At 64.9% G+C, this 25,556-nt stretch carries 20 protein-coding genes and 1 pseudogene; 13 read left to right on the top strand and 8 right to left on the bottom strand.

The window, feature by feature from the left end; all coding sequences use genetic code 11:
* Nucleotides 1-54 precede the first annotated feature (54 nt).
* Both AC1DS6_RS36665 and AC1DS6_RS36660 read right to left on the bottom strand, forming a co-directional pair.
* Entirely contained in the window at nt 55-459 is a 405-nt protein-coding gene (locus tag AC1DS6_RS36665) for an Hsp20/alpha crystallin family protein (RefSeq protein WP_035869573.1), read from the bottom strand.
* Nucleotides 460-659: 200 nt separating this feature from the next.
* Nucleotides 660-1,094 (bottom strand): hypothetical protein, encoded by a 435-nt coding sequence (locus tag AC1DS6_RS36660; RefSeq protein WP_477104339.1) that lies wholly within the window; start codon nt 1,092-1,094, stop codon nt 660-662.
* Nucleotides 1,095-1,377: 283 nt separating this feature from the next.
* Here AC1DS6_RS36660 and AC1DS6_RS36655 point away from each other — a divergent pair, with 283 nt between their 5' ends.
* Nucleotides 1,378-1,809 (top strand): CopG family transcriptional regulator, encoded by a 432-nt coding sequence (locus AC1DS6_RS36655; RefSeq protein ID WP_045242757.1) that lies wholly within the window; start codon nt 1,378-1,380, stop codon nt 1,807-1,809.
* A 62-nt stretch (nt 1,810-1,871) separates the two neighbouring features.
* Entirely contained in the window at nt 1,872-3,017 is a 1,146-nt protein-coding gene (locus AC1DS6_RS36650; RefSeq protein ID WP_441634234.1) for an extracellular catalytic domain type 1 short-chain-length polyhydroxyalkanoate depolymerase, read from the top strand.
* 94 nt (nt 3,018-3,111) lie between these two features.
* Here AC1DS6_RS36650 and AC1DS6_RS36645 read toward each other — a convergent pair whose 3' ends face one another.
* Nucleotides 3,112-4,032: a LysR family transcriptional regulator gene (locus AC1DS6_RS36645; protein WP_447431137.1), complete on the bottom strand. Its 921-nt coding sequence runs from the start codon at nt 4,030-4,032 to the stop codon at nt 3,112-3,114.
* A 155-nt stretch (nt 4,033-4,187) separates the two neighbouring features.
* Between AC1DS6_RS36645 and AC1DS6_RS36640 the strand changes: the two genes are divergently transcribed.
* The 6 genes and pseudogenes from AC1DS6_RS36640 to AC1DS6_RS36615 all read left to right on the top strand — a co-directional run bounded on the left by AC1DS6_RS36640 (nt 4,188) and on the right by AC1DS6_RS36615 (nt 10,250).
* Nucleotides 4,188-5,222: a tripartite tricarboxylate transporter substrate binding protein gene (locus AC1DS6_RS36640; RefSeq protein WP_477104338.1), complete on the top strand. Its 1,035-nt coding sequence runs from the start codon at nt 4,188-4,190 to the stop codon at nt 5,220-5,222.
* Nucleotides 5,223-5,263: 41 nt separating this feature from the next.
* A complete protein-coding gene (locus AC1DS6_RS36635; RefSeq protein ID WP_441634212.1) occupies nt 5,264-6,160 on the top strand; it encodes an isocitrate lyase/PEP mutase family protein in 897 nt (298 codons plus the stop codon).
* A gap of 557 nt (nt 6,161-6,717) precedes the next feature.
* Entirely contained in the window at nt 6,718-7,158 is a 441-nt protein-coding gene (locus tag AC1DS6_RS36630) for a MaoC family dehydratase (RefSeq protein WP_035869587.1), read from the top strand.
* Nucleotides 7,159-7,222: 64 nt separating this feature from the next.
* On the top strand, nt 7,223-8,893 hold the full coding sequence (locus AC1DS6_RS36625) for a PHA/PHB synthase family protein (protein ID WP_477104337.1): 1,671 nt from the start codon (nt 7,223-7,225) through the stop codon (nt 8,891-8,893).
* Between the two features lie 58 nt (nt 8,894-8,951).
* Nucleotides 8,952-9,116: pseudogene (locus AC1DS6_RS36620) on the top strand (hydrolase); the annotation flags it as partial.
* 567 nt (nt 9,117-9,683) lie between these two features.
* The gene (locus AC1DS6_RS36615) at nt 9,684-10,250 is read left to right on the top strand and encodes an acyloxyacyl hydrolase (RefSeq protein ID WP_477104336.1); all 567 of its coding nucleotides are present in this window, start codon (nt 9,684-9,686) and stop codon (nt 10,248-10,250) included.
* Between the two features lie 469 nt (nt 10,251-10,719).
* Here AC1DS6_RS36615 and AC1DS6_RS36610 read toward each other — a convergent pair whose 3' ends face one another.
* The 3 genes from AC1DS6_RS36610 to AC1DS6_RS36600 all read right to left on the bottom strand — a co-directional run bounded on the left by AC1DS6_RS36610 (nt 10,720) and on the right by AC1DS6_RS36600 (nt 13,732).
* Complete coding sequence (locus tag AC1DS6_RS36610; RefSeq protein WP_441634218.1) at nt 10,720-11,502, bottom strand: class II aldolase/adducin family protein; 783 nt, start codon at nt 11,500-11,502, stop codon at nt 10,720-10,722.
* Between the two features lie 9 nt (nt 11,503-11,511).
* Entirely contained in the window at nt 11,512-12,504 is a 993-nt protein-coding gene (locus AC1DS6_RS36605) for a Bug family tripartite tricarboxylate transporter substrate binding protein (RefSeq protein WP_441634220.1), read from the bottom strand.
* A gap of 202 nt (nt 12,505-12,706) precedes the next feature.
* The gene (locus AC1DS6_RS36600; RefSeq protein ID WP_441634222.1) at nt 12,707-13,732 is read right to left on the bottom strand and encodes a TauD/TfdA family dioxygenase; all 1,026 of its coding nucleotides are present in this window, start codon (nt 13,730-13,732) and stop codon (nt 12,707-12,709) included.
* 149 nt (nt 13,733-13,881) lie between these two features.
* Between AC1DS6_RS36600 and AC1DS6_RS36595 the strand changes: the two genes are divergently transcribed.
* Nucleotides 13,882-14,814 (top strand): LysR family transcriptional regulator, encoded by a 933-nt coding sequence (locus AC1DS6_RS36595; protein WP_441634224.1) that lies wholly within the window; start codon nt 13,882-13,884, stop codon nt 14,812-14,814.
* Between the two features lie 194 nt (nt 14,815-15,008).
* On the opposite strand, the gene AC1DS6_RS36590 is transcribed toward AC1DS6_RS36595, so the two are convergent.
* Nucleotides 15,009-15,749 (bottom strand): IclR family transcriptional regulator, encoded by a 741-nt coding sequence (locus tag AC1DS6_RS36590; RefSeq protein ID WP_477104335.1) that lies wholly within the window; start codon nt 15,747-15,749, stop codon nt 15,009-15,011.
* Between the two features lie 296 nt (nt 15,750-16,045).
* On the opposite strand from AC1DS6_RS36590, the gene imuA reads away from it, so the two are divergent.
* The 3 genes from imuA to AC1DS6_RS36575 are packed head-to-tail and all read left to right on the top strand — an operon-like array spanning nt 16,046 to nt 21,969.
* On the top strand, nt 16,046-16,942 hold the full coding sequence (imuA, locus tag AC1DS6_RS36585) for a translesion DNA synthesis-associated protein ImuA (protein ID WP_477104334.1): 897 nt from the start codon (nt 16,046-16,048) through the stop codon (nt 16,940-16,942).
* Nucleotides 16,875-18,434, top strand: coding sequence for a Y-family DNA polymerase (locus tag AC1DS6_RS36580; protein WP_477104333.1), 1,560 nt, complete (start codon nt 16,875-16,877; stop codon nt 18,432-18,434). The genes imuA and AC1DS6_RS36580 overlap by 68 nt, the downstream gene beginning before the upstream one ends.
* 46 nt (nt 18,435-18,480) lie before the next feature.
* The gene (locus AC1DS6_RS36575; RefSeq protein WP_441637320.1) at nt 18,481-21,969 is read left to right on the top strand and encodes an error-prone DNA polymerase; all 3,489 of its coding nucleotides are present in this window, start codon (nt 18,481-18,483) and stop codon (nt 21,967-21,969) included.
* Nucleotides 21,970-22,002: 33 nt separating this feature from the next.
* Here AC1DS6_RS36575 and AC1DS6_RS36570 read toward each other — a convergent pair whose 3' ends face one another.
* Complete coding sequence (locus AC1DS6_RS36570; RefSeq protein WP_441637318.1) at nt 22,003-22,254, bottom strand: hypothetical protein; 252 nt, start codon at nt 22,252-22,254, stop codon at nt 22,003-22,005.
* A 356-nt stretch (nt 22,255-22,610) separates the two neighbouring features.
* On the opposite strand from AC1DS6_RS36570, the gene AC1DS6_RS36565 reads away from it, so the two are divergent.
* Complete coding sequence (locus AC1DS6_RS36565; protein ID WP_477104332.1) at nt 22,611-24,584, top strand: methyl-accepting chemotaxis protein; 1,974 nt, start codon at nt 22,611-22,613, stop codon at nt 24,582-24,584.
* Nucleotides 24,585-25,556: the final 972 nt, after the last annotated feature.

The raw sequence follows: 25,556 nt of genomic DNA, 5'->3' as shown, positions 1-25,556 counted from the left end.
GGTCTTCGCGAAAAAATTCGGCAGCGCGCAAAGTCGGCTTCGCGCAGGTCCCGCCTACTCCGATCTCTCGAGGATCAGCACGAGACAGCCATCCACGGATTCGCTCTGCTGCATGCCGTAGCGCCCGGGAGGAAGCTGGATGTGCCGCTCAAAGCGGCCATAGGGAATCTCAAGGCAGTGCACGGTACCGCCGGCGAAGGCGCGGTGCAGCGCGCGTTCGGCACGGATGCTGAGCGTGTTGGCATCCAGCCCGATGTCGATGCACTCTGGCTTCACGCCGGGCAGCGCCACCACGACGGCGATCTGCTTGCCCTGCTCGAAGATTTCCACGGGCGGCTCCCACACCGGGCGCAGGCCAAGCTGGCCGGCCGGGCGAAAGAACTGGCGATGCAAGCGCTCGGCACGCTCGACCGCCTGTAGCGCGGTTTCCCACGTCGTCATGTTGCGGCCGCTTGGCATAGCCGGGCTCCTCGCTCACCCTTGGAACAGGCATGGCTGACGCTTCATCAAATGCCACGGGGGCGGCATTGTCAATTGGCTTTTTGGGGCGAGTTCCGAGGGCGGCCTGCCGGCTGGATCACTATCCGGGCATCGGGTGCAAGCGCCGCAATCCGGCTTGCTTGCAGTGTCCGGAAGCGGCGTCACCCGCTGAGCGGAAACTACGGCCGCTTGTCGCTGGCCGGGCTCGTCGGGCGCTGCGCAGGCAGGCTGTTGATGATGCAGTCCACCGCGCGCGTGTCCGACTTGCCTTGCCCCAGCCCGCCGATGACCGAGTCGCGGTACTGCGCGGGTGTAATGCGGTGGTAGTAGAGGCGCGAGGTCTGGTCGAGCCAGTAGACATAGTCGCTGTCGCCCTGGCTGCCGTCGGTGCGCAGCCACTCGCTCACATTGTTATTGCCGATCATCAGGTTCGGGCAACGCCGGTTCAGGCTATCCAGGTACGCGTCGAAGCCTTGCGCCTCGATGTTGCGGACCGAGTCCGGCGCGCAGCCGGCTGTCAGCGCTAGCGCTGCCGCGCAACTTGCCAAGGCAATCCTGTGTCCGGCATGGCGGGACCACCGGTTGGCGCACTTGGCAAAGGTAGGGAAATGCATATGGATCCTGGAATGGCCCGGCAGGGCGGACACAGAGGTGGCACCAGAGCGCATTGTCCGCCCCCGGTTCCGGTATTTCGAGTGAGCATACCGGGGAACCGTTTCCTCCCCACCCCCGGGTGAAAGATCTCATATGCCGCCGGGAAGCCCTTGAATTCGCTGCCTGCCAGCCGGAACGAAGCCCATTCAGCCTTGGACGTCACAAAGCAGTATTCCTGCTTGACTAGGACCGGTCTCCATCCTATAACCATCCCATTGGATGGTATTTGGATGGCGGATCACAGTGAACGAGCAACAAAGAGCACTTGCAGCACCTCCCCGGCCCAAAGGCGGCGAGACCGAGAAGATCACGATCAACCTTGGCCCTGTCGACCTCGGCCAGATCGACCTGCTGGTCGAGGAAGGCTTTTACTCGAACCGCACCGACCTGATCCGTACCGCGATCCGCAACCAGCTTGCGATCCATGCGCAGGCCGTCAGCGAGACCGTGACGCGGCGCGCGCTGGTACTCGGCCTGCAGCATTTTTCCCGGCAGGACCTGGAGGCCGCGCAAGCGGCACGGCAGCGTCTGGACATTCATGTGCTGGGCCTTGCCAGCATCGCCGCCGACGTCACGCCCGAACTGGCCCTGGCCACGATCCAGTCGATTGTCGTACTGGGCGCTTTCCATGCCTCCGCCGCGGTCAAGGCGGCACTGGCCGGGCGCATCCGCTGAGCCCGGCAATCACCTGAGGCCCCGCTGCAGGTTCTCCTGCAGGCCCCTCGAAGGACACCATGATGAAAATGAACGAAGCATTCCTGGCTTCCATGCACGAAGCCATGGCGCTGTTGCGCACGGCCGGTCCGCTGGAGGCCACCGAAGTCATACAGCGCGCGCTGCGCGATAGCGGCGCCGCCGCCGGTTTCCAGCCTGCGCAAGTCGTCGAGGCGCTGCTGCCGCGCACGGCGCCGGCAGCGGACGCGGACGCGGAAGGTCCCGCCGCCAAAGCCGGCGAGGCGCGCACGCAGCCCCGGCGGGAACCAAAGCCGGCGCCGCGGCCCGGCGTGCAGGACACCGGGCACTTCACTACAAGGCATTACGCCAGTCACGCCGGCGAGCGCGCCTACAAGCTCTACGTGCCTGGCGGCTACGATGGCCAGCCGCTGCCGCTGGTCGTGATGCTGCACGGGTGCACGCAGGACGCTGATGATTTCGCGGCGGGCACGCGCATGAATGCGCTGGCCGGGCGGCACGGCTTCCTGGTTGCGTATCCCATCCAGCCAATGACGGCCAACCCGTCCAAATGCTGGAACTGGTTCAAGCCGGGCGACCAGCAGCGCAGCCAGGGCGAGCCAGCGCTGATCGCGGGCATCACGCGGGAAGTCATGGCGAACCACCCGGTTGACGCGGATCGCGTGTACGTGGCCGGCTTGTCCGCCGGCGGCGCCATGGCTGCCGTGATGGTGCAGACGCATCCGGAGCTGTATGCCGCGGCGGGGATTCATTCCGGCTTGCCTTGTGGCAGCGCGCACGACCTGCCATCGGCACTGGCTGCGATGAAGGGCGGGAACCTGGCCGCGAAGCTGATGGAGAAAGCGCGGACCGCGCCCCGGGGCAACGGTGCTGTCTCGCAGTCGCGGCCCCTCATCGTATTTCACGGCGATGCCGACGCCACGGTGCATGTGTCCAACGGCGAGCGCCTGCTGCGTGATTTCCAGGGTGGTACGCACCGGGACAAGCAGCAGCGCAGCCGGGGCGGGCGCACCTTCACACACCGGCAACTGACATCGCCCGAAGGCGTCGACGCGGAATACTGGCTCATCCACGGGGCGCCTCACGCATGGGCGGGGGGCAGTTCGCGCGGGACGTACACCGATGACAGCGGGCCCGACGCCAGCGCCGAGATGGTGCGCTTCTTTCTCGCACATCCGCTGCGGCCGTAGTCCGGCGGCATCGCCGCGCGTCCGGCCCGCGCGGTCATTCGCCACACGCTAGCGTCAGGACAATCTCCGGGAAAAGCCCGCGCCGCCCCCGGCGCTAGCCGATCCTTGCCTCGCCGGGCCATAACGGCGAACTCACTGAAAAATCCGCCTCTTCCATCGTGACCGTCCTCAGTGACCGGACCACGGCACGCGTGTCGCCCGTGCGCCACTGGAAATAGTAGGACAGGTTGTGCGGAGCCGGCTGGCTTGCCAGTTCCGCCAGCTTGCCGGCGCGCACGAGAGGCGCCACATAGGATCGCGGAAAGAGGCTGATCCCCACGCCGGCAATCACCAGCGCAATCAAGGCCGACAGGCTGTTGCAAACCAGCGCCCTGGGAATCTCGAGTTTCTGCTCCGCCGCCCATTTCTCGAAGGCGAGCGTCAGGCCCGCTTCGGCGCTGAGCGTGATCACCGGATGCTCCGCGAAGTGCCGGGCTGTCAGGACAGTGCCGGATGCCAGCCGCTCTGGCGATGCCATCCACTGGTATGCGAGCTCACCGACCTTTTCCTGCGAGAGGTTGGGGGAGGAGGACGGGCCGGGAATGATCGCGAAGTCGAGTTCGCCGCGCTCCAGCTTGCGTTCGAGGTTCAGCGTCAGGTCGACCTGCGGTTGCAGCACGAGATGCGGATGCAGCTCGCGAACGCGGGCGACTAGTCCCGGGAACCAAGTGGATGCCACCAGTTCGCTGATGCCGAACCGGCAACTCCCGCGCAGTGCGCCGGACATGTCCAGGTCCGAGCGGATACGGCTTTCAATCTCGAGAATCTGGGCAGCATGCTCAAGCAGTCGCTCGCCGGCGTCGGTGATGACCGAGCGCTGCCCGGTACGGTCAAAGAGCGCCTTTCCCAGGTCGTCCTCCAACTCCGCGATGCGCTTCGACAGCGATGACTGCGTGACATGCAGGCGTGCCGCCGCCACGGAAAAGCTGCCGAGTTTTGCGGCCCAGTAGAAGGCTTCCAGTTGCTTGAGGGTCATGGCGCCGCCCCTGTCCCGCGATGGGGGCCTGGCGCCGCCAGCGCGCTGCCATTCCAAATTCTCACCGGGGGCAGTGAAGATTTCTCGCTTTCTTCCGGAGCGGGAGCTACGTATCGTTCGGCCATTGTCAATATCGGTTCGGAAAGGGGGAGGCCATGCGGCACAGCTTCAAGACACGCAACAAGACACGCAACAAGACACGCAACAAGACACGCAACAAGACACGCGGGACGTTCAACGTGCTCACCACAGTGCTCCTGTCGCTCGGGTTGGCGGCGACCGCGGCGCGGGCGGAGTGGCCCGCCGATCATCCGATCCAGGTCTTCGTCGGTTTTGCCGCCGGCGGAGGCACCGATACCATGGCGCGCACGATGGCGCCGTTCATCCAGCGCTACCTTGGCGCAAACGCCAGCCTGGTGGTGCAGAACAAGCCGGGCGCCGCCAGCGAGATCTCGAACATCGGCCTGATGCGCTCGGCCCCGGATGGCTACACCATCGGCGTGGTCAACCTGCCTGCCATGGCGTTCGCGCCGCTCTACAAGAAGACGAATTTCGATCCGGCCGGGCTGCAACTGGTAGCGCGCGTGCTGAGCGACCCGACCATCCTGGTGGCCAGGAAGGAGAGTCCGTACAACAACCTGAAGGACGTGGTTTCGGCATTGAAGAAGAAGCCTGCCTCCTTGTCTTTTGGTCACAACGGGGTCGGGACGAACGGGCACCTGGCGCTATTGCAATTGCAGAATGTGGCGGGCGTGAAGGTCAACGACATCCCGTATAACGGCACGGCGCAGTCCAAGACGGCGTTGTTTGGCGGGCATATCGACTTCGCGGCGGTCACTACGGGTGAACTGCAGGATGCGGGCAAGGAGGCTGTGCCGCTGAAGATTATCGCGCAAATGGGGGAGAAGCGGGCCGCTTCGCTACCCGATGTGCCGACGGCCAGGGAGCAGGGGTTCGACGACGTAATGCCTGCCGAGCGGGGGATTGCCGTGCCCGCGGGTGTGCCGCCCGCCATCGTGGAGAAACTGCGAGTAGCTGTCAGGGCGACGCTCAGGGATCCCGAGTACCTGAAGAAGGCCGGCAACGACGCACCGGTCCTGGCCTACCTGCCCGGCGACGACTGGGCCAGGGAAATCGCGGCCCGCAAGCCGATGATGCGCAAGCTGGCCGACGGCATGCCGAAGGAGTGAAGGGCGTGATGACTTCTTTTCCTCGTTGCGAGCCCAAGTCCATGCAAAGACCCGCCACGTCTCAAAAGACGGCATCCCTGCGCGCGCTGTTGCGCACGGAGCCGTTTGTCGTGGCGCCGGCCGTGCACGATATCTTCAGCCTCCGGCTGGTGGAGCAGGCGGGCTACCAGAGCGCTTGCATCAGCGGCGCCATGCTCTCCTACAGCTTGCTCGGCGTCCCGGACATCGGCCTGCTCACGCTGACGGAATGCGTGGAGCACTGCCGCCGCCTGACGCGCGTGTCATCCATCCCCATCACCGCGGACGCGGACGCGGGCTATGGCAATCCACGCGGCGTGCACTATGCCGTCGAGTTGTTCGAAGAGGCCGGCGCCGCCGGCCTGAACATAGAGGACCAGGTGGTGCCAAGGCGCTGGGCCTCGCCGGGCGGCAAGGAGGTGGTGCCGGTCGGCGAGATGATCGCCAAGATCGATGCCGCGCAGCGTGCCAGGCGCGACAGCAACTTCATGATCATCGCCCGCACGGACGCGTTTGCGTGCGAGTCCACCGAGCAGGTCATTCAACGGGCCCGGGCCTATCAGGCGGCGGGCGCCGATATGCTGCTGCCCATCGCGCCGCGGACCGAGAACGACATCACTCGCCTGGTGCGCGCGCTAGATATCCCGGTGACGCTCAGCGCCGGCACCGGGCTGGTGCCCAGCCCATCCGCCGCAAGCCTGCCATTGGAACGGCTGCGCGGCCTGGGCGTCCGGCGGGTCAGCCTTACCACGCTGCTGCCGGGCGCAGCGGTCGCGGGCATGAGGCGGAGCCTGGACGCCATGCGGGGTGGGGCGGGCAGCGGCGACGATGGCGGGATGGCGGCAGAGGGCGCGGCGAGCCTTGGGGCGTTGTTCCATGCGCAAGACCAGATGGACTTTGAGGAGGCGTTGCTGCTGTAACTTGCTCGGTCCCTTGCCGCAAGCCGCAAGCCGTATAGGCTGGCGGCGCATGGCGCGGCCTCGGGAGGCCTTCCTCTGACGAATCCCGACCACCACTACACCGGCATCCTGTTCTGTGGCGCCGAAGCAGGTCGTTGTTCCAGCACAGAACATCGTGCCGATCTCTCATCATGTCGTCATGACTTCCCAGTGTATGGCTGTGAGCGACGCCGTTCCCCCCTCGGAGCGGGGGGGAGGCGACGCATGTTGCGATACATGCCCATCGTTGGAATCAATCGTTTTTTTCGATAAATATCAGCGGGAAAAACCGTTTTAGGTAGTTATCGCGCCGGCCTTAAGCTTCGCCTCTGGAAATTTCGGCACCGTGCTGCCGGCGTGAGCCCAATCGATCCGCGCAGCGCCTTTCCTCGGGCATCGCGCTCACCTCACCCCAGGCCTCGAAGATGGAAACCCATATTGCCAAGGACCGAGGCTGCGAAGCCCCGGTAGCGCATGTGCGTCCCTGCGAGCTTGTCACTGCCAGGGCGAGACGGATTCAACTACTACCAGGAAACGTAATGAACGCACTGAATGGCTATGACTATGAAGACCTGGAGCTCGGGATGAGCGCCACCTTCGACAGAACCATCACCGAAGCGGATATCGCACTGTTTGCGGCCGCTTCTGGCGACAACAATGCCGTGCACCTCGACGAGGAATTTGCCCGCACGACCCAGTTCGGCGGATGCATCGCCCACGGCATGCTGACCGCCAGCGTGATCTCGGCAGCCATTGCCGGACGCTTGCCGGGGCCTGGGACGATCTATCTGAGCCAGAACGTTCGCTTCAGAGCGCCCGTAAGGCCAGGGGAAACAGTCAAGGTTACCGTGACCGTCAAGGAGTTGCAGCCAGGGAAGCAGCGCGTCTCGCTGACTACGGTCTGTACGGTGCAAGACAAGGTCGTGGTGGACGGGGACGCGCTGGTGATGCCGACGTCGTTGGCGCGCAGGGTCCAGTAATGCCGCGGAGCTGGCTGGTTAGCCAGCTCCAATCTCAAATTCGACTAACTTTACGGAGAACGGCGTGTCTCTTCCATTGGCATTTTCAGATAAGTTGCTCCAAGTATATTTTGCTCCATTTAAAAAAACGGCCGAGTATATGGCCGGGCAGAGGTTCTTGTCCTGCAGCATGGATTTTTCTGGCCTGCTGCGCTCCAATCTGCGCCATCTGGAAGGGCAGGCAGCCGTGATGAGGTCGGTATGGAGCGAAGAGACGGGTGGGGAAAATCCGGATCGACGCTTCGCCGCGGACGAGTGGAATCGCAATCCGTGGTACCGCTTTCTCAAGAAAAGCTACCTGAATAACGCCAGAACTCTCTCGGAGATCACTGAAGCAATCGGTCTCGAGGAAGACGACAAGAGCAGGCTGAGATTCCTTGTCGGCCAGTATATTGAATCCTTGAGCCCCGCCAATTTTCTTGGCACGAATCCGGAAGCCATTCAGCTGGCATTGGAATCCCAGGGCGGAAGCCTCGTTTCCGGACTTGCCAACTACGTTGAAGACGCGCGGCGAGGCCGCATCGCAATCACGGACGAATCCGCCTTTGAGGTAGGCCGCAATGTGGCCACGTCCGAGGGGGCCGTTGTCTTCGAGTGTGAATTGATGCAGCTGATCCAGTACAAGCCGCTGACCGATAAGGTTGCCTCGCGGCCGCTGGTCATCGTGCCACCGTGCATCAACAAGTTCTACATACTGGACCTCCAGCCGGAGAACTCATTCGTGCGCTTTGCCTGCGAGCAGGGGCATACCGTGTTCCTGGTATCGTGGCGCAATCCGCAAGCGGATATGAGCGAGACCACATGGGACGACTATGTTGAGCACGGCGTATTGAAGGCGCTGGAAGTCAGCCAGGCCATCAGTGGCGCGGCTCAGGTGAACGCGCTGGGCTGGTGCGTCGGAGGTACGTTGCTGACTTCAGCCTTGGGCGTGCAGCAGGCCCGCGGTAAAAAGACGGTAGCCAGCATGACGCTGCTGACGACCATGCTGGATTTCAGCGAGCCAGGCGAACTTGGCGTGTTCATCGACGAGCCGACGGTTGCGCAACGCGAGCAGACTATCGGGCGCAGTGGCATCTATCCCGGCAAGGAGTTGGCGTTTGTCTTCCAGATGCTGCGCCCGAATGACCTGATCTGGCCCTATTTCGTCGGCAACTACCTGAAAGGGCAATCGCCGGGAGCCTTCGACCTGCTTTACTGGAACGCCGACGCCACGAACCTGGCCGGGCCGATGTATGCATGGTACTTGCGCAATATGTACCTGGAGAACAAGCTGCGCGAGCCGGGGCAATTGACCGTTTGCAGGCATCCGATGGACCTGGGCAGCATCGACGTGCCCAACTATATCCTTGCCACGAAGGACGATCACATCGTTCCCTGGCGGTCGGCCTATCGCAGCGTTCAGCTACTGGGCGGAAAGTCGGAGTTTGTTCTTGGCGAGAGCGGACATATTGCAGGTGTTATCAATCCGGCATCGAAGCAAAAGCGTGGCTACTGGCGTGCCGGCGAGCGATGCGATGATGCAGACGGCTGGCTGGCTTCGGCGACGTCCACGCCGGGGAGCTGGTGGGTTCATTGGGCTGCCTGGCTGAAACGCCATGCCGGCAAGCAGGTCGCAGCGCCGTCCAGATTGGGGAACGACACGTTCGAGCCAATCGAGCCCGCTCCTGGCCGTTATGTCGGGGTGCGCGCCGACTGACCGGGAAACCGGCGGCGCCCAGGTTCGCTAAATTCGCACGACGATATTTCCGGGGCCCGCCGCGGTGGCTTCGGAGCTGCAGAAAACCTGGCGCCGGGACGATGCCATGCAGTGGGCCGAGATCTACACCAAGATCTTCCCGGCGTACCAATTGCTGATCGAGAGCTATACCAAGGCCCAGAACGTCGTGAAGGACAGCGAGGTGCTGGACTCGGCTCGCTGATCGTCCGTGCTGCCGCTGTGTGAGAGATCGTCATGTCTTTCACGCAGTTGGTCGCCAATTAGCTCAGGCACCAGGCCGGCACCGGATATTTGGCCCATATTTGGCCCATTACCCGTGCCGGCCTTCAACAATTCACTCGCTTTACGAACGAGTCCTCCGCAGTCAACCCCAAAAGCACCTTTCCAGCGTGCCGGTGCCCAGCTTGATTGCAGGCGCCACGCCGCCGGCGACCTGTCGACTCGCGCCATGTTCGCCCCCTCGTTGGCCATACATCGGGAAGCTTCCTGAAACCACCTTCCACGCGACCAACGACGCGTCTTCTTCCACGGACAGTATTCCATGCGATCACGTCGTTCCAAATGTGGAACGCAGATATGCGCTGGCGGCATCTATTCGACCGCTTGCGCTGAAAGCATACTTCCGGATTTTCGCGCGGAGCCCGCCCTGGAGGTGCGCGAACCTGGGGCGTGTTCGGCACGGCGATGAAATCCTCATGGCTCGTGCTCACTTTCAGCGCCGTGCAACGTGTCACCAAAAGCAAGAATTACTTTTCACAAGGCCTTAGTCATGCTTCGATCCGTCATCTCCATCATTCTGCTTTCCAGTGCGTTTGCCAGCGGCGCCGCGGGTGCCGCGCCCACCAGCGAGGACGCCTCGTGGTTCGATCCGGTTCGTCTCGGGGTCGCATTGGGTGCGGGAGACGCGGCTTCGATTGCACGCCTGGAGGCGCGATGGAACTTGAAGAACGACCTTTGGGCGACGAGCTCGCAGTCGGTGCGGGTTCGCCTGGGTCTCGAGGCTTCCGTGGGTGGCTGGAATCCACATGGCGGCAACAGCAGCGTGATGGGCGATATCGGCTTTACGCCCATCTTCCGGATCCAGGGCTCGGGCCGCTCGGGTGCTTTCGCGGAGATTGGCGCAGGCATGCACCTGCTGTCGCGGACGCACATCTCGGACTCCAAGGTTTTCTCGACGGCGTTCCAGTTTGGCGATCGCATTGCCGCGGGCTACCGGTTTGGCGATCCGTTCGACTCGGAACTGGCGGTGCGTTTCCAGCACTACTCCAACGCAGGCATTAAGGAGCCCAACCCCGGCATCAACTTCTACATGCTCCAGTACTCGGGGCGTTTCTAAGCGTATTGCCGCTGCCGTTGCGCTCGCGTACGACGACACAACGAATGCGGCAGGCGTGGCAAACTCAGTCGGCTCCGGTCTGGCGGGCTCCATTTGTCCGCGAGAACGGCTGGTTGGCCGGGCCGAGGAACGCGGGGGCCAAGCCCGACAATTGTTCCGCCGCCGCACGCAGGGCCGGCAGGATCTCCCTGACAGCCTGCTCTGGCCGACCTCACCGGACAGCAGGTTGGCGCTGATGGCCGCCACCACGTTGCGCTGCTCGTCGCGCACTGGCCGACCAGCGACAGGCCGCGCGCCATCAGCGGATCGAGGCCCATGGCTGCCACCACCGCAGCGATGGCGCCCACAGCGTTAAGCGGCAGCGGCTTGTTCTGCTCCTTGGTTGGTACTTCGCCGATGGCGTCCATCAGGCGCCAGTGCATGCGAAAGTAGCCGATTCGCTGAGCCCGAGCCAGCTGACGTCAGTCAGTCAGTCTTTGTAGCCGGGGTCGATGCGCTCCACCAGGCGCAGCAGCGCCGGCCATTCACGTGTGCCGAAGGTGTTCGCACGTGCATCCATCACGGCCCGCGTTTCGTCGATGACACGCGGCGTCGGCATGATCAGCTCGGTGCCCGACGTCATGGCATCGACCTGGGTCCGGCAGGCCATCTCCAGCCAGTACATGCGGCTGAACGTTTCGGCCACGCTGGGGCCCACAGCCAGCAGCCCGTGGTTGCGCAGCACCACGACTTCATGATTGCCGAGAGAGCGGACCAGGCCCGCCTGCTGGTTCATTTCCACCACCGGGCTGTCGAAGTCGTGGTAGCCGGTTTTCTCGTGGAACCTGAGCGCCGTCTGCGTCATCGGTAGCAGACCCGTCTTCATGGCGGACAACGCCATCCCGGCCCGGGTATGGGTGTGAATCACGCAACTCACGTCAGGCCTTGCCTTGTGGACAGCGGTGTGAATCACCATGCCGGCCCGGTTCACCTGGTAGCCGTGCTCGTTCTGGGGGCTCAGGAGCACGTTGCCCTCCAGGTCGATCTTGATCAGGTTCGACGCGCAGATCTCCGAATACAGGTAGCCGTAGGCGTTGATGAGCAGATGCTCCGTGCCCGGGATCTTGAGCGTGATGTGGTTGTAGATCAGGTCGGTCATGCCGAACCGGTCCATCAGCCGGTAGCAGGCAGCGAGCTGCACGCGGGCTGTCCACTCCGCTTCGCTGACTTGGGCCCGCACGGTTTCGCGCGGAACGGACATTGCGTTGGTCATCTGTACTCCTCACTCCACTCGAATATTGCCGGCCTTGACTACCTTGCTCCAACGCTTGCTTTCCGAGTCGAAGTACCGGTTGAGCTGTGCGGGCGTCATGGGGTCCGGCTCCATGCCGTAGTCGGCGATCTGCTTGCGGACGTCGGGTTCCTGCAGCACATCGCCAACGGTGCGCGCCAGCTTGTCGATCACGCTTTGAGGCGTCTTGCTCGGCGCGACAATGGCAAGCCAGGAATTGGCAACCACGTCCGGATAACCGGATTCCGCCAGCGTGGGCACATTCGGCAAGGCAGGCATGCGCGTTGCGCCGGTGAAGGCAATGGCGCGCAACTTGCCTGCCTTGATGTAGGGCGAAAACAGTTGCAACGTGTCGATCATGATTTCAAGCCGGCCGGCCAGCAGGTCCGGCAGGACGGCTGCGGCACCCTTGTACGGGATGTGCTCCAGCTTGAGACCGGCGTTCATGGAGAACAGCTCGCCGACGAGATTTGCGCTGGAGCCCGTGCCTGAACTGCCATATCTCAGGCGGTCCGGGTGTGCCTTGCCCCATGCGATCAGCTCGGGAACCGAGTGGATAGGCAGGTCGCCATTCACTACAAGGAGCAGCGGCACCTTGGCCATCATGGCCACGCCGGTCAGGTCCTTGACGGGATCGTAGGACAGCTTGCCGTACAGCAGCGGATTGATGATGTGGGCCGGTGCCGTGGTCAGCAGCGTGTAGCCGTCCGGATCGGACTTCGCCACATAGTTGGTGCCGATCTGCACATTGCCGCCGGGCTTGTTCTCGACAATGAAGCTCGTGCCAAGGCGCGTCGACAGTTTGTTGCTGACCAACCGCGACACGGCATCAATCGGGCCGCCCGGCACGGAAGGCACCACGACCTTGACCGGGTGGGAGGGATAGGCGGGCTCCGCGGCATGGGAAAAACCAACGCCACACGCGGCAATTGCCGCGGCGGCCAGGCTCCCGGCGAAGCGCCTGAGTCCATTGACTGAAATCATTGTTTGTCTCCTTCTGTAATTAGGTCTTCTGTATATTCTCGAAGCGCTTCGCGGACGCCATCGAGCATCGAGGTGCGAGAAAGCCTGAGTGAGCTCAATGAAGGAGATTTGGCGAACAACTCGCCCCTTCCTTGGTATGCCGGCACGCCGCGGGCGCTACTTCACCGCTGCAACGCGCCGCTTCCGCCCTGTCGCCTCGCCTTTAGTCGAGCAGGGCGACCTGCACGTCACGCGGACCCTCATACGCATCGCGGCCGTGCCATACCTGCAGGTTATCCAGGATCATCACGTCGCCGTCGCGCCATTGCCAGCGAAGGGTCGCCTTGTCGCAAATCGCGTTGATATGGTCGACCTCCGCCGGTTCGAGGCGCTGCTCCTTGCCCAGGAACATCCCGGTCGGATACTTCTGGTTCTTGCGAATGTCGGTGCTCAGGACCAGGGTCGCGGTGTGCGACCTGTGCAGCCCCGAGCGATAGAGCTTCTTTCCGGTCACTGGATGGCACATGAACGGCTCGAGCGTCGTGAAGACAGTCAGCGAGCCGTCGTCATGCCACAGCGGTTCGAGGCCGCGGGCGGCGCACAGCGCCTCTACCTCCGCCGGGTCTTCGGTATTGAAAGCATGGTTCCAGCCGTGCCGGTCCATGTCGGCATACGACTTCTCGACAGCCGCGGACTTCGGGCCGTAACTCAGCGCGGAGCGGATGCCGAGTTCAGTGATCTTGGCAACCAGTTCCGGTGCCATGTCGTACGCAAAGTTGCGCGCATCGGCGATGGTAGTCGCACCGCCCACGGGAGCCGTGACTCGCGAGAAGAAGGCGATACGCTTCGGATAATGGCGCCGGTATGCCATTTCCGAATGCACGCCAAGCCCGGCGCTGGCTTCCAGCCTTGTGGCCTCCATGACTTTGCCGCTGATTTGCGTGCGCGGGGCGCGTCCGCCCACATAGCCGTCCTCAAATGGCGGATATTGATTGACGATGTCAGCAAAATCATCGGTTTCCGGCGTCGGGAAGCCTCGCAGCACAATGCCGCCATGCTTTGTGATGAGCTGTTCCAGGACCGGCTTCACGCGCCGCGTCCAGGCGCGAAATTGGGCACGGTCCAGCAACTCGCCTCCCTTCGGCTCGATGAACAGCGGCGGCCGTCCGGTTTGGAGCTCATGGCATTGCACGTCCTTGCCAAGCGCATCGATGAGGTGCGGATCGAGGGGTTCCGAATTCGTATTCATAGCAGTCTCCAAGTTGTCTGAGTCGGTGAAGCCTGTCGCATCGGGGGTCAACTCTATCCGCCGCAAGGTCTGGCAGTGATTCCCCGGTTGGGTTAAGCGATTCCATTCAGGCATACTTCGCGGAGACTTCAATACAGGCCGGAGGTGCCATGCGAATCGACGACCTGCGGGTGTTCCTGCTTGTGGCGCAACACGGAAGCCTGCACCGGGCGACGGAACACATTGGGGTGACGCAATCGGCCTTGTCGAAGGCGTTGGCACGGCTTGAGGCCGATGCGGGGATGCGCCTGTTCGAGCGCACGGCTCGCGGCGTCACGCTCACGCCGGTTGGACAGACGCTGCTGGAGCGGGCAAGAAACGTGGTGCTGGCAGCCAACGATCTCCAGGGGGAAGTGGAGGCACAGGCCGCGGCGCGCGCAGGAAAAATCAGGCTTGCGGCGACGCCCTACCTCTTTTCCTGGTTGCTGTCCCCCGTGGTCGCACGCTTCCTTGCCAGGCGGCCGCTGGCGACTTTTTCCATTGAGACGCGGCTGACGCAGGGAGCCATACTATCCCTGCAGTCGGGGGATGCGGACCTCGCTTGTGGCGGGATGACCGCCAATGTGCCGCGCGATGTCAGCCACATTCCGTTACGGCCGCTGAGGTTGCAAGTGGTCGCTCGGTCAGGCCATCCCAGACTCGGCGCTTTCAAGACCCTGGCGGACCTGGCGCAAGAGCGCTGGGCGCTGCCGCAGGCGTCGTCCAGCTTGTACCAGGTGCTGGCAGATGAGTTTGCCAACAATGGCTTGCCTGCGCCGCTCGTTGCCGTGGAATGGACTGGATCCGGCATTTCCATTGCCGAACTCCTTCGGGATACCGATCTGCTCGGCCTTGTACCGCAGCGCACGCTTATGCAACCCGAAGGCCGGGATCTCAGCGTGATCGGCGAGCCGGACATGTTGCGGCAGCCGGAAATCGCCATGTTCTGGCGCGCCGATGGCTATCTCTCTCCGCTTTGCATTGAATTCCGCGATGAGCTGGTTGCCTTTTGCAAGGAAGACGACGCAACTGGCGGCAGGGTTGAGCACGCGCTCCGGCTTTGACCGCGCCGGACTGCCGCGGCAGCGGTGGCTTCATGTACGGCGAAATGACCTTCCACTTGCCATCGCGGATCTGTGAAAGCGGCCTTCAGCGTAAGTCAGCGGGCGACCGTGGCACGGAGCAAGGGGGAGCGCTTTTAATGATGAAGAGGACGCCGCAATGCGTAGGCCGCCGATTTCTATGCGTCGTGGGCAGCTCAGGTGTCAGCCATCAGCGAATCACGGACTTCGCGCATGGCCGTCAAATAGGCCTCCTGGTTCTTTCTCATGCGCTCCGCGGGCCCGGCCAGGGAAATGCCGACCGGCTGGCCGCCCAACCATCCGGACACCGCCAGCCCGTGGACGCCCTCGCTGCCTTCTTCCCGCGCCTCGTATCGGCCAAGGTCGCGGCCGTGCGCCACTTGCGCCATCAGTTCGTCAACGTCAACCACTGTGTGCTCGGTGAAAGGACGAAGCTTGCTCTTGCCAAGTATTGCGCGGGCTTCGTCTTCCGGCAGGAGTCCCAGCAGCGCCTTGCCCAGTGCGGAGGCGTGCAAGGCCGCCCGTGAGCCGACCTCGATGATATAGCGCAACGGCATCCGGCTCGGCTGCACGGCAACGACCTTGACAGCGGTGGTATCGAGTACACCGAAGAAGACGGTCTCATTGGTTTTTGCGCCCACTTGCTCGACGGCTTCCTGCGCTAGTGTCGTCAGGGGATCGTTTTCGGAGATCTGGCGCGCGGTTTCCAACAGACGGGCGGTCGGGTAGAAGCGCCGCGTGCGGGATGTGCGCATCAGGTAGCCGAGCGAATGCAGCGTATGCAATAGGTCAAGGGAACTGCTCTCGGCAACCGAAAGCAGACGAGCCACATCGGAATTTGACAGCTCGCGTTTTTCCCTGGCAAACAATTCAAAAACTGCCATGGTGCGGCTGGCTGCGGGGATCAGGGTGGGCATGCTGGTTTCAAGAAGTGCTGGCTGGAGATACAGTGGCGAGTAGCACTATACGATATTTCGTAGTATAGGGGAGCAGCCAAAGGCGGGGTGTTGCGGAGCTGTGAGCGAATGCCACGGCCATCGCTTCCCCAATCGCCGTCGCACAGCGTTTAACCGAACCATGGCGAACGCTAACTATTGTCAGTTTCCACATTGTCGACCCCGGCTTTGCCTCCTTGCGCGCTTCCGTGATACTGTACAAACATACAGTAATCAGAAATTTCCACCCGGTCCCCAAGCCGGGGCGCAAGCATCACATGACCACCCATCTCTCCCCAGCCTCGCCCGACGTGTCGGGCATTGCGCCGTTGGCGCAAGCGCCCGCCGCCGACCGGCAGGGTGCGCTGGACGCACTGGAACGACGCTATCCCGGCCTGTGGCGGGCGGGGCAGCTCGGCCATCTGGGCCGCGCGGGCAGCGTGCCGGCCTTGCCCACCGGCCATGCGGCGCTCTCGGCCGAGTTGCCAGGCGGCGGCTGGCCGATGGGGGCGCTGACGGAACTGCTGCTGGCCGACGCCGGCGTGGGCGAGTTGCGCCTGCTGCGCCCGGCGTTGCTGGCGCTGGCGGCGGCACAGCGCCGGGTGGCGCTGGTGGGGCCGCCGTACCTGCCCAATGCGATGTGCCTGGCCGAATGGGGTTTGCCGGCAAGCCAGCTGTTCTGGGTGCGTCCGCCCGCTGGCGCGGGCCGGGCCGCGGCCCAGGCGGATGTGCTGTGGGCGGCGGAGCAGGTGCTGCGCAGCCAGGCTTTTGGCGGGGTGATGGTGTGGCTGCCAACGGCGCGTCCCGAGGCGCTGCGGCGCCTGCAGGTGCTGGCGCAGGCGGGCGACGCGGTGGTCTGGGCGTGCCGCCCGGCCGGCGTGCTGCACGAGTCGTCGCCGGCGGTGCTGCGGCTGCTGTTGTCTCCGGCACCCGGCAATGTCTTGTCGATCACTTTTCACAAGCGGCGCGGCCCGGTGCGCGATGCGCCGCTGGTGCTGCCGCTGGGCGAGATGATGGCGGTGCCGGCCAGGACCGCTTCGCCGTCCGCGCCGCCGCCGGTCCCTTTCAATTTCCCGGTTTCCCAAGCCGTTGCGGGAGAGCAAGCCCATGTCGTACTGGATCGCGGTGCATCTGCCGCGCCTGTCGCTGGACGCGTTGCAGCCGAACTGGCCTGAGCCCGCCGCGCTCCCGGCTTCCTCCGGCCTGCTGCACCACCGGGTGCCGGTGGCGGTGATGGAGCGCGAGCGGGTGGTGCTGGCCAACGGGCCGGCGGTGGCACTGGGGGTGCAGGCCGGGATGCGGCGTGGCGGCGTGCAGGCCTTGTCGGCGCAGGTGGTGCAACTGGAGCGCGAGCCGGCCGCCGAGGCGCAGCTGATGACGGCGCTGGCGCTGGCGCTGCTGCACTTCACACCGCATGTGACGGGCCATCCCGATCCCGATGCGGCTACCGTGATGATCGATGCCGGCGCCAGCCTGCGGCTGTTCGGCGGCCATCTGGCGCTGTGCCGCGCGGTGTATGCGCGGGTGCGCCGGCTAGGTGTGTTTCCGCAGCTTGGCTGCGGGCCCACGGCCTTCGGGGCGGCGTGGCTGGCGGCGCAGCCGCTGCGGCGGGACCGCCGTGGCGCGATGGTGCGGCCGGCGCGGCGCGCGGTGCGGGCTGCTCGCATGGCGCGGCTGCTGGACCGGCTGCCGGTGGCCATGCTGCAAGGCGTGGCCGACGACGGCTGGCTCGACGGCATCGGCTGCCGGACCGTGGGCGAGGTGCGGGGCCTGCCGCGTGCCGGCCTGCGGCGCCGGCTGGGGCCGGATCTGCTGGCGCGGCTGGACCAGGCCTATGGCGAGGTGCCGGTGCGCTTTACCTGGTTCAGCGCGCCGGCAGCCTTCGCGCAGCGCATGGAGCTGCCGGGCCGTACCGAGTCCGTGCAGGGCGTGATGGCGGGCGCGCAGCGCCTGCTGCTGGCGCTGGCCGGCTGGCTGGCGGTACAGCAGGCGGGCGTGACGCGGCTGGTGCTGCGGCTCGAACACGAGCGCTACCGGCTCGGCACCGAGACCCCGTCTACGCCGGTGACGGTCAGCCTGGCGCAGCCCAGCCGCGATCCGGTCCATCTGTCCAGGCTGCTGCAGGAGCGGCTGGACAAGGTGCAGTTCAGCGTGCCGGCGGTGGGCCTGATGCTGGTGGTGGAGTCCATGGAGACCTGCCTGCCGCAGAGCGATTCGCTGTTTCCGGAACCAGGCGGCACGCCGGCCGAACTGGGCCGCCTGCTCGATACGCTGATGGCGCGGCTCGGCCGCGAAAACGTGTTGCAACCCCAGCCGTTGCCCGACCACCGGCCCGAGCGCGCCAATCGCTGGTGCCCCGTCGACGAAATGCCGGCGCGCGCGCCGCAGCCGGCCCCGGCAGGCGCCATGCCGGAGCGCCCGGCGTGGCTGCTGGACAAGCCGATGCCGCTCACCGTGCAGCGTCACCGGCCCTGTCATGGCGGCCCGCTGACCTTGCTCTCGCGGCCGGAGCGCATCGAGAGCGGCTGGTGGGATGGCGCGCTGGCCACGCGCGATTATTTCGTCGCCGAACGTGCGGATGGCCTGCGTTGCTGGGTCTATCGCCAGCGTCCCGGGCACGAGGAGAGCGGTGAATACCGCTGGTTCCTGCACGGCCTGTTCGCCTGAGATTCGCCTGAGCCTTTGCCTCCCTGTCATGTCCAGCAAGCCCGCCATGCCCTCGTTTTCCGCTTTGCCGCCGGCGCTTTCCGCGTTGCTGCCGGTATTGCCGGATTATGTGGAGCTGCACTGCATTTCCAATTTCACGTTCCTGGATGGGGCGTCGCATCCGGTCGAGCTGATCGAGCGCGCCTTTGCGCTGGGCTATCGCGGGCTGGCGCTGACCGATGAATGTTCGGTGGCCGGCACGGCGCGCGCGCATCATGCGCTGAAGGACCTGCGTGAGCGCATCGGCGACGCCGCGGCGCGCAGCGCGGCGCGATTGGCCGCGGGGCTGGATGAGGATGGCGACGATGACGATCTCATCGAGGACGACGGCGAAGAGGGCGATCAGCATGACGGCGGGCATGGGGTGGATGATGAATCCCTCGCCGTGCCGGATGCCACGCCCGCCGCCGGCGACGCCTTGGCCCCTGGCGAAGCCACCCAGGCCCGCCTGCGCCGCCATGAACGACTGGACGCGCTGGCCCGCGCCGCGCAGGATTTCCGCCTGCTGGTCGGCAGCCGCTTCACGCTGACGGACTCCGCCGGCCAGCCGGTGCTGCGGCTGGTGCTGCTGGCGCAGGACCGGGAAGGCTTTGGCAACCTGAGCGAACTGATCACCCTGGGGCGCATGCGCTCGGAGAAGGGCAGCTACCGGCTCCACCCCGACGACCTGGCCGCGCCGCCGCAGCCGGAACAGGCTCACCTGCGCGGCATGCCCAACTGCCTGGCGCTGCTGCTGCCGTCTTATTGCCCCGAGCCCGAGGCGTTGCTGCAGCAAGCGCAATGGATGCGGCAGACCTTTGGCGCGCGCGGCTGGATCGCGCTCGAACAGTTGCAGGGCCATGCCGATGCCTTGCACCGGCTGCGTCTTGCGGACGCATCGGTGCAATCCGGCGTGCCGCTGGCGGCGGCCGGCGCGGTGACCATGCATGTGCGTTCGCGCAAGCCGCTGTCCGATGTGCTGAGCGCGATTCGCGTGGGCCAGCCGCTGTCCGGGTGCGGCATGACGCTGGCGCCCAATGCCGAGCAGCACCTGCGCATGCGGCAGCGCTTGTCCCGGCTGTACCCGCGCGAGGCACTGGCGCAGACGGTGCGGATCGCCTCGCTGTGCGATTTCTCGCTCGATACGCTGCGCTACGAGTATCCGGAAGAGCTGGTGCCCCCCGGTGAGACCCCCTTCAGCTACCTGCGCCGCGAGACCATGAAGGGTGTGCTGCGGCGCTTCCCCGGCGGACTCAAGCCCGAGTGGCGCAAGCAGTTGAAGGAGGAGTTCGAACTGATCCGGGAGAAGCAATACGAGCCCTTCTTCCTCACCGTGCACGACATCGTGCGCTTTGCCCGCGGGCGCGGCATCCTGTGCCAGGGGCGCGGCTCGGCGGCCAATTCGCTGGTCTGCTATTGCCTGTTCATCACCGAGGTGGATCCCGGCGATGCCAACATGCTGTTCGGCCGCTTCCTGTCGCGCGAGCGCGATGAGCCGCCCGATATCGATGTCGATTTCGAGCACCAGCGGCGCGAGGAAGTCATCCAGTACATCTACGGGAAATACGGCCGCCACCGCGCCGCTCTGGCCGCCTCGCTGATCACCTACCGCTCGCGCAGCGCGCTGCGCGACGTGGGCCGCGCGCTGGGCATCGACGCCAGCGTGATCGAGCAGGTGGTCAAGGGCCAGGCCTGGTGGGACGGCGGCAAGACCTTTCTCGACCGCATTGCCCAGTACGGGCTGGACCCGGAATCACCGGCGGTGCGGCAGTGGGCCAGCCTGACCGCGCAACTGCGCGGCTTTCCGCGGCATCTGTCGCAGCACGTGGGCGGTTTCGTGATCGCGCGGCACAAGCTGTCGCGGCTGGTGCCGATCGAGAACGCGGCCATGGAAGACCGCAGCGTGATCCAGTGGGACAAGGACGATCTGGAATCGCTCGGCCTGCTGAAAGTGGACGTGCTGGCGCTGGGCATGCTGTCGGCCATCCGCCGCGCGCTGGCGACGATCCCGAGCCGCTCGGGCGCGCCGTACCGCATGGAGGACATCCCCGGCAAGGACGCGCAGACCTACGACATGATCTGCGCCGCCGATACCATCGGCGTGTTCCAGGTGGAGTCGCGCGCGCAGCAGTCGATGCTGCCGCGGCTGCAGCCGCGCACCTTCTACGACCTGGTGGTGGAGGTGGCCATCGTGCGGCCCGGGCCGATCCAGGGTGGCATGGTGCATCCCTACCTGAAGCGGCGCGAGCAGGTGCGGCGCACCGGCAAGCCGCCGGCGTATCACAACGACGTCATCGAGAAGGTGCTGGGCCGGACCCTGGGCGTGCCGATCTTCCAGGAACAGGTGATGCAACTGGCCATCGACGCCGCCGGTTTCACTCCAGGCCAGGCCGATCAGCTGCGCCGCTCGATGGCGGCCTGGCGGCGCAAGGGCGATCTGAAGCAGCACCAGGATGCGCTGGTCAGCGCGCTGACCCGCAACAAGTATCCGGAAGCCTTCGCGCTGGCCATCTGCAAGCAGATCGAAGGCTTCGGTGAATATGGCTTCCCGGAAAGCCATGCCGCCAGCTTCGCCAAGCTGGTCTATGTCAGCGCGTGGATCAAGTGCCATCATCCGGCGGCTTTCCTGTGCGCCTTGCTCAACAGCCAGCCGATGGGTTTTTACACACCTTCGCAACTGGTGCAGGATGCGCGGCGCCACCACGTACGTACGTCGCCCGTGGATGTCACGGTGAGCTGCTGGGAAAGCACGCTGGAGCTGGAAGCGGACGGGCGGGCGGCGCGAGGACGCGAGCGCGCCCAACCCGCGGTGCGGCTCGGGCTCAACCGCGTGAGCGGCATGCGCGAGGCGGCTGCCGGTCGCATCGAGCAGGCACGCGCCAGGCAGCCTTTTGCCAGCGTCGAGGACCTTGTGCTGCGGGCGCGGCTCGATCGCCACGACATCGACGCGCTGGCCGCCGCCGATGCGCTGGCCAGCCTCGCCGGGCATCGTCGCCAGGCGCGCTGGCAGGCCCGCGCCGCCGCGCTGCAGGCCGCCCATCATGACCTGCTCTACGAGGCACCGCCGGCCGAGAGCAAGCTGTCGCTGCCGGCGCCGCGCCTGGGCGAGGACGTGGCCGCTGATTACGCCAGCATGGGCCTGTCGCTCAAGTCGCATCCGCTTGCGCTGCTGCGGCCGCGGCTGGCGGCCATGAAGTACGCCACCGCGCAGGATCTGGCCCATTGCGGCAACGGCCGGCGTGTGCGGGCCTGCGGCATCGTCACGGTGCGGCAGCGGCCGGCGACCGCCAGCGGCACGATCTTCACGTCGATCGAGGATGAGACGGGTGCCGTCAATGTGATTCTCTGGCCGGACCTGATCGAGCGCCAGCGCAAGGAAGTGCTGGGCGCCACGCTGCTGGGCGTGATCGGCATGTGGCAGCGCCAGGGCGAGGTGAGGCACCTGGTGGCGCAGGAACTGGTGGACCTGAGTCCGCTGCTGGGCCGTCTGATGGTGTCCAGCCGCGACTTTCATTGAGCCGCGAGGACGCGGCGAGACCACCTTGCCGCTTTACCGCGCGGATGCTTCCTGCCCGCGTGACGCGCCATGCCGCACCCTGGCCATATCGCCCTGCCAGCCCATCGCCCTGAGCAAGGCGAAACCATGCGGCGTGACATGCGGGCACCAATGGCCGGCCCCGCATTCCTCCAGCGACACAAGGCCGCGTTCCAGCAACGCCTCCAGATCCACGGGATCCAGTTCCAGGCGGTCCTGCGTATCGTGGACCAGCATCAAGGTAGCAAATTCGTGCGGACTCAGCATCGGCATCTCCTGGGTTGGGAATCCTGGTCTCGCGGGCCAGCAGGGGCGCAAGCGCCCAAGAAGGACACTGCTTACGCGCATTGGCCCGCGTGTTTCCCACATCGGAACCCGCCCGGCGCGCTGACATCGCAATGCCTACCGTTCTACGTTTGATTTGCGTCTGTTTTGTGTCGGCTTTCTTATCCGCTCTTTCGTGATCGTCTTGTGCCTGTTCTACACGCGGTTTGTGCCTGTTTTTCGCCCGAATTACGGGCATTCTGCACCCGTCTTGTGCTGTTTCCGCCCCGCAGTTGTGCATGAAAAAAAAGCTGGAAAACTGCGCTTCAGTACGCCTTGATGCGGCCGATACAAGGCACATGCGAGTGCTTTTTCTGGGGTCTTTCGTGGTGACTTTCCTTTCTCCTGCCATGCGCCTGATGGCGCGCCTGACGATCACGCGCAAGCTGCTCTTGCTTGCGATCCTGTTCCTGATCCCGCTGAGCGGCTCGCTTTATGCGGTGCTGAGCCTCTCGGCGCAGTCGATCCGCGCCAGCCAGGACGAACTGCGCGGCCTCGCCATCGTCGACCGCGCGCTCGACTTCATGCGCGAGACACAGGTCAGGCGCGGTGCGGCCAACGCCGTGCTGGCGGGTAACGCGGCATTTCGCGCCACGTTCGATGGCGCGGATGCGAAGGCCGCTGCACACCTCGACGGGCTGATGCAGCAAGCCGGGGCGGCGGCGGGCTTCGACGTTATGCCCGAGGCGAAAAAACTCGGGGAGTCGTGGCGACGCATGCATGAAACGGGCCTGAACACGACGGCCGGGCCGCTGTTCGACATGCACAGCGCGCTGGTCAAGCAGACCCGCTTGTTTATCGGCGATGTGGCGGATCGCTCATCGCTCGCGCTCGACCCCGATAGCGGTTCGTACTACCTGGTCACGCTGATGGTCGGGCCGATGCCAAGGCTGGCCGAGCTGAGCGCGCTGGCGCGTGGCAGGGGGGCCGCCATCATCAGCCAGGGCGGCTATTCCGATGCGGCGCAACAGGCTGAGCTGGCCGCGCTCGGGGAGCAGATCCAGGACGGACTGGAATCGGTGCGGCGCGACATCGGCCGCGTGACGCGCGGCGCGCCGGCGTATCGCACACGGGTGGAAAACGCACAGGCGCAACTGTCCGCCGTGGATGCTTTCTACCGCACGCTGAAGGAGAGGATGCTGGGCAGCAGCGGCATCAACATCGAGGCCAAGGCCTATTTCGACGAAGCGACCGCCGCCATCAACGCGGTCTCCTCGGTCAACAAGGAGTTCTCCGCACTTGCCCGCGCCATGCTGGAGCAGCGCATCGCAGCCGACAAGCTGGAACTGGAAGTGCTCGGCGGCGTGGCCCTGCTGGCGGTGGGCGCGGCGTTCTACCTGTTCGCCGGTTTCAGCTGCGGCATGCGCGAGGACGTGCGGCAAGTGGCGGACATGGTGGGCCGGATCAACGCCGGCGACCTTGGCATCCGGCTGGAGGTTCATGGCAGCGACGAACTCAGCCATGTGAAGCGGCACCTGCTGTCGCTGGTGGATACCTGGCGCGTGCTGATCGGCGATACCAAGGAGGGCGCGCAGAACGTGCTGGTGGCCGCGGGCGAGATCGCGCAAGGCAACCTGGACCTGTCGCAGCGGACGGAAGAGCAGGCATCGTCGCTGCAGCAGACCGCCGCCAGCATGGAGCAGCTCACCGCGATCGTGCAACAGAATGCCGGCAGCGCGGACCAGGCCAGCGCGCTGGCCAGCGCGGCTTCCGACATCGCGGTGGCCGGCGGAGCCTCGGTGGGGCGCGTGCTACAGACCATGGGCGAGATCGAGGCCGACTCGAAACGCATCGTCGACATCATCGCGGTGATCGACGGGATTGCCTTCCAGACCAATATCCTGGCGCTCAATGCGGCGGTGGAAGCGGCGCGTGCCGGCGAGTACGGGCGCGGGTTTGCCGTGGTGGCTGCCGAAGTGCGCAACCTGGCGCAGCGCGCCGGCAGTTCCGCCAAGGAGATCCGCACGCTGATCTCGCAATCGGTCCAGCGCGTGGAGGCGGGCTCGGCGCTGGCCGGCGACGCTACCACGACCATGGAGAGCATCGTGGGCGCGGTCGGGCGGGTGACGGCGATGATGGATGAGATCAGCCGGGCGTCGCGCGAGCAGAGCAGCGGGATTGCGCAGGTGAATCAGGCGGTGACGCAGATGGATCAGGTTACGCAGCAGAATGCGGCGTTGGTGGAGCAGGCGGCGGCGGCGGCTGATGCTTTGCGGGAGCAGGCGCAGAGGATGGAGAGGTCGGTTGCTGTTTTTCGGTTGGAGGTGGTTTGATTGGGGGGGCGCATCTCTTTGGCACGGTTTTAGCGTTTTTTGGCGGGGTTTTGTTGCTTCTAGCTGCTGTCGCGGCTGTACGGGGTTGGCCGTTTACGCACACGGAGGTGTCACTTTTCTTTACTCGTAAAGAAAAGTAACCAAAAGAAAGCGATCCTTGCAGGAGGCTGGCGTGTCGGGCTTGCGCAGCCCATTGGTTTCGTTGTCAGGCCCCGGGTTTTAATAGCCTCATGCCGTTACCGGTTTGAATGGCCACGATCCTGCCAATGGCGCTGGTTCCGTAGTGAGGCCCCCGGTAGCGGCTCCCTGCCCATTCGCCCATCTGCCGGTACCGGCACGGAGCATCACGACACATCACGCCGTGATGGTTTCGTGGTGGGGTGGGCGCGGTGAAGAAGGTCCTGGTCCTAGCAATCCCGTGCCACCGCGCCCACGACGAAAACGGGGCACCTGCAACTTCGTGGCGCTCTCAGAGGATACGGCAACGAAGTTGCAGGCGTCTCAAGCTTAGTCGTGGGCGCGGTGGCACCGAATTGATAAGCCGATGACCTCACCACCGCGCCCACTCCACCACGAAACCATCACGACGTGATGTGTCGTGACGATTCGCGCCGGTACCGGTAGATGGGCGAATGGGCAGGAATTCCGCTACCGGGGGCACCACCACGAATCCCTGGGCATTGGCCGGGTCGTGGTGCTCTGAACCGGTAACGGCACGAGTCTGTTAGAACCCAGGGCCTGACGACGAAACCATTGGGCTACGCAACCCCGACACGCCCGCCTCCTGCAAGGATCGCTTTCTTTTGGTTACTTTTCTTTACGAGCGGCGTGTGTCAAGGTAGTTGTCGCCTCAGCCGTTACGCTGCTTGCTTGTAATTCTCTGCGTTTTTCTGCGCTCGCTCCGGGTTCAGGTACACCGCATCTGGGAGTTCCCAGTTGCGGATGCCCGCGCTCCAACGCTGCGGATTCCGG

Source organism: Cupriavidus sp. 05L310 (genome assembly GCF_056398185.1).
The sequence above is the reverse complement of the archived record's forward strand: the minus strand, read 5'-3'. Positions and strand labels throughout refer to the sequence as shown.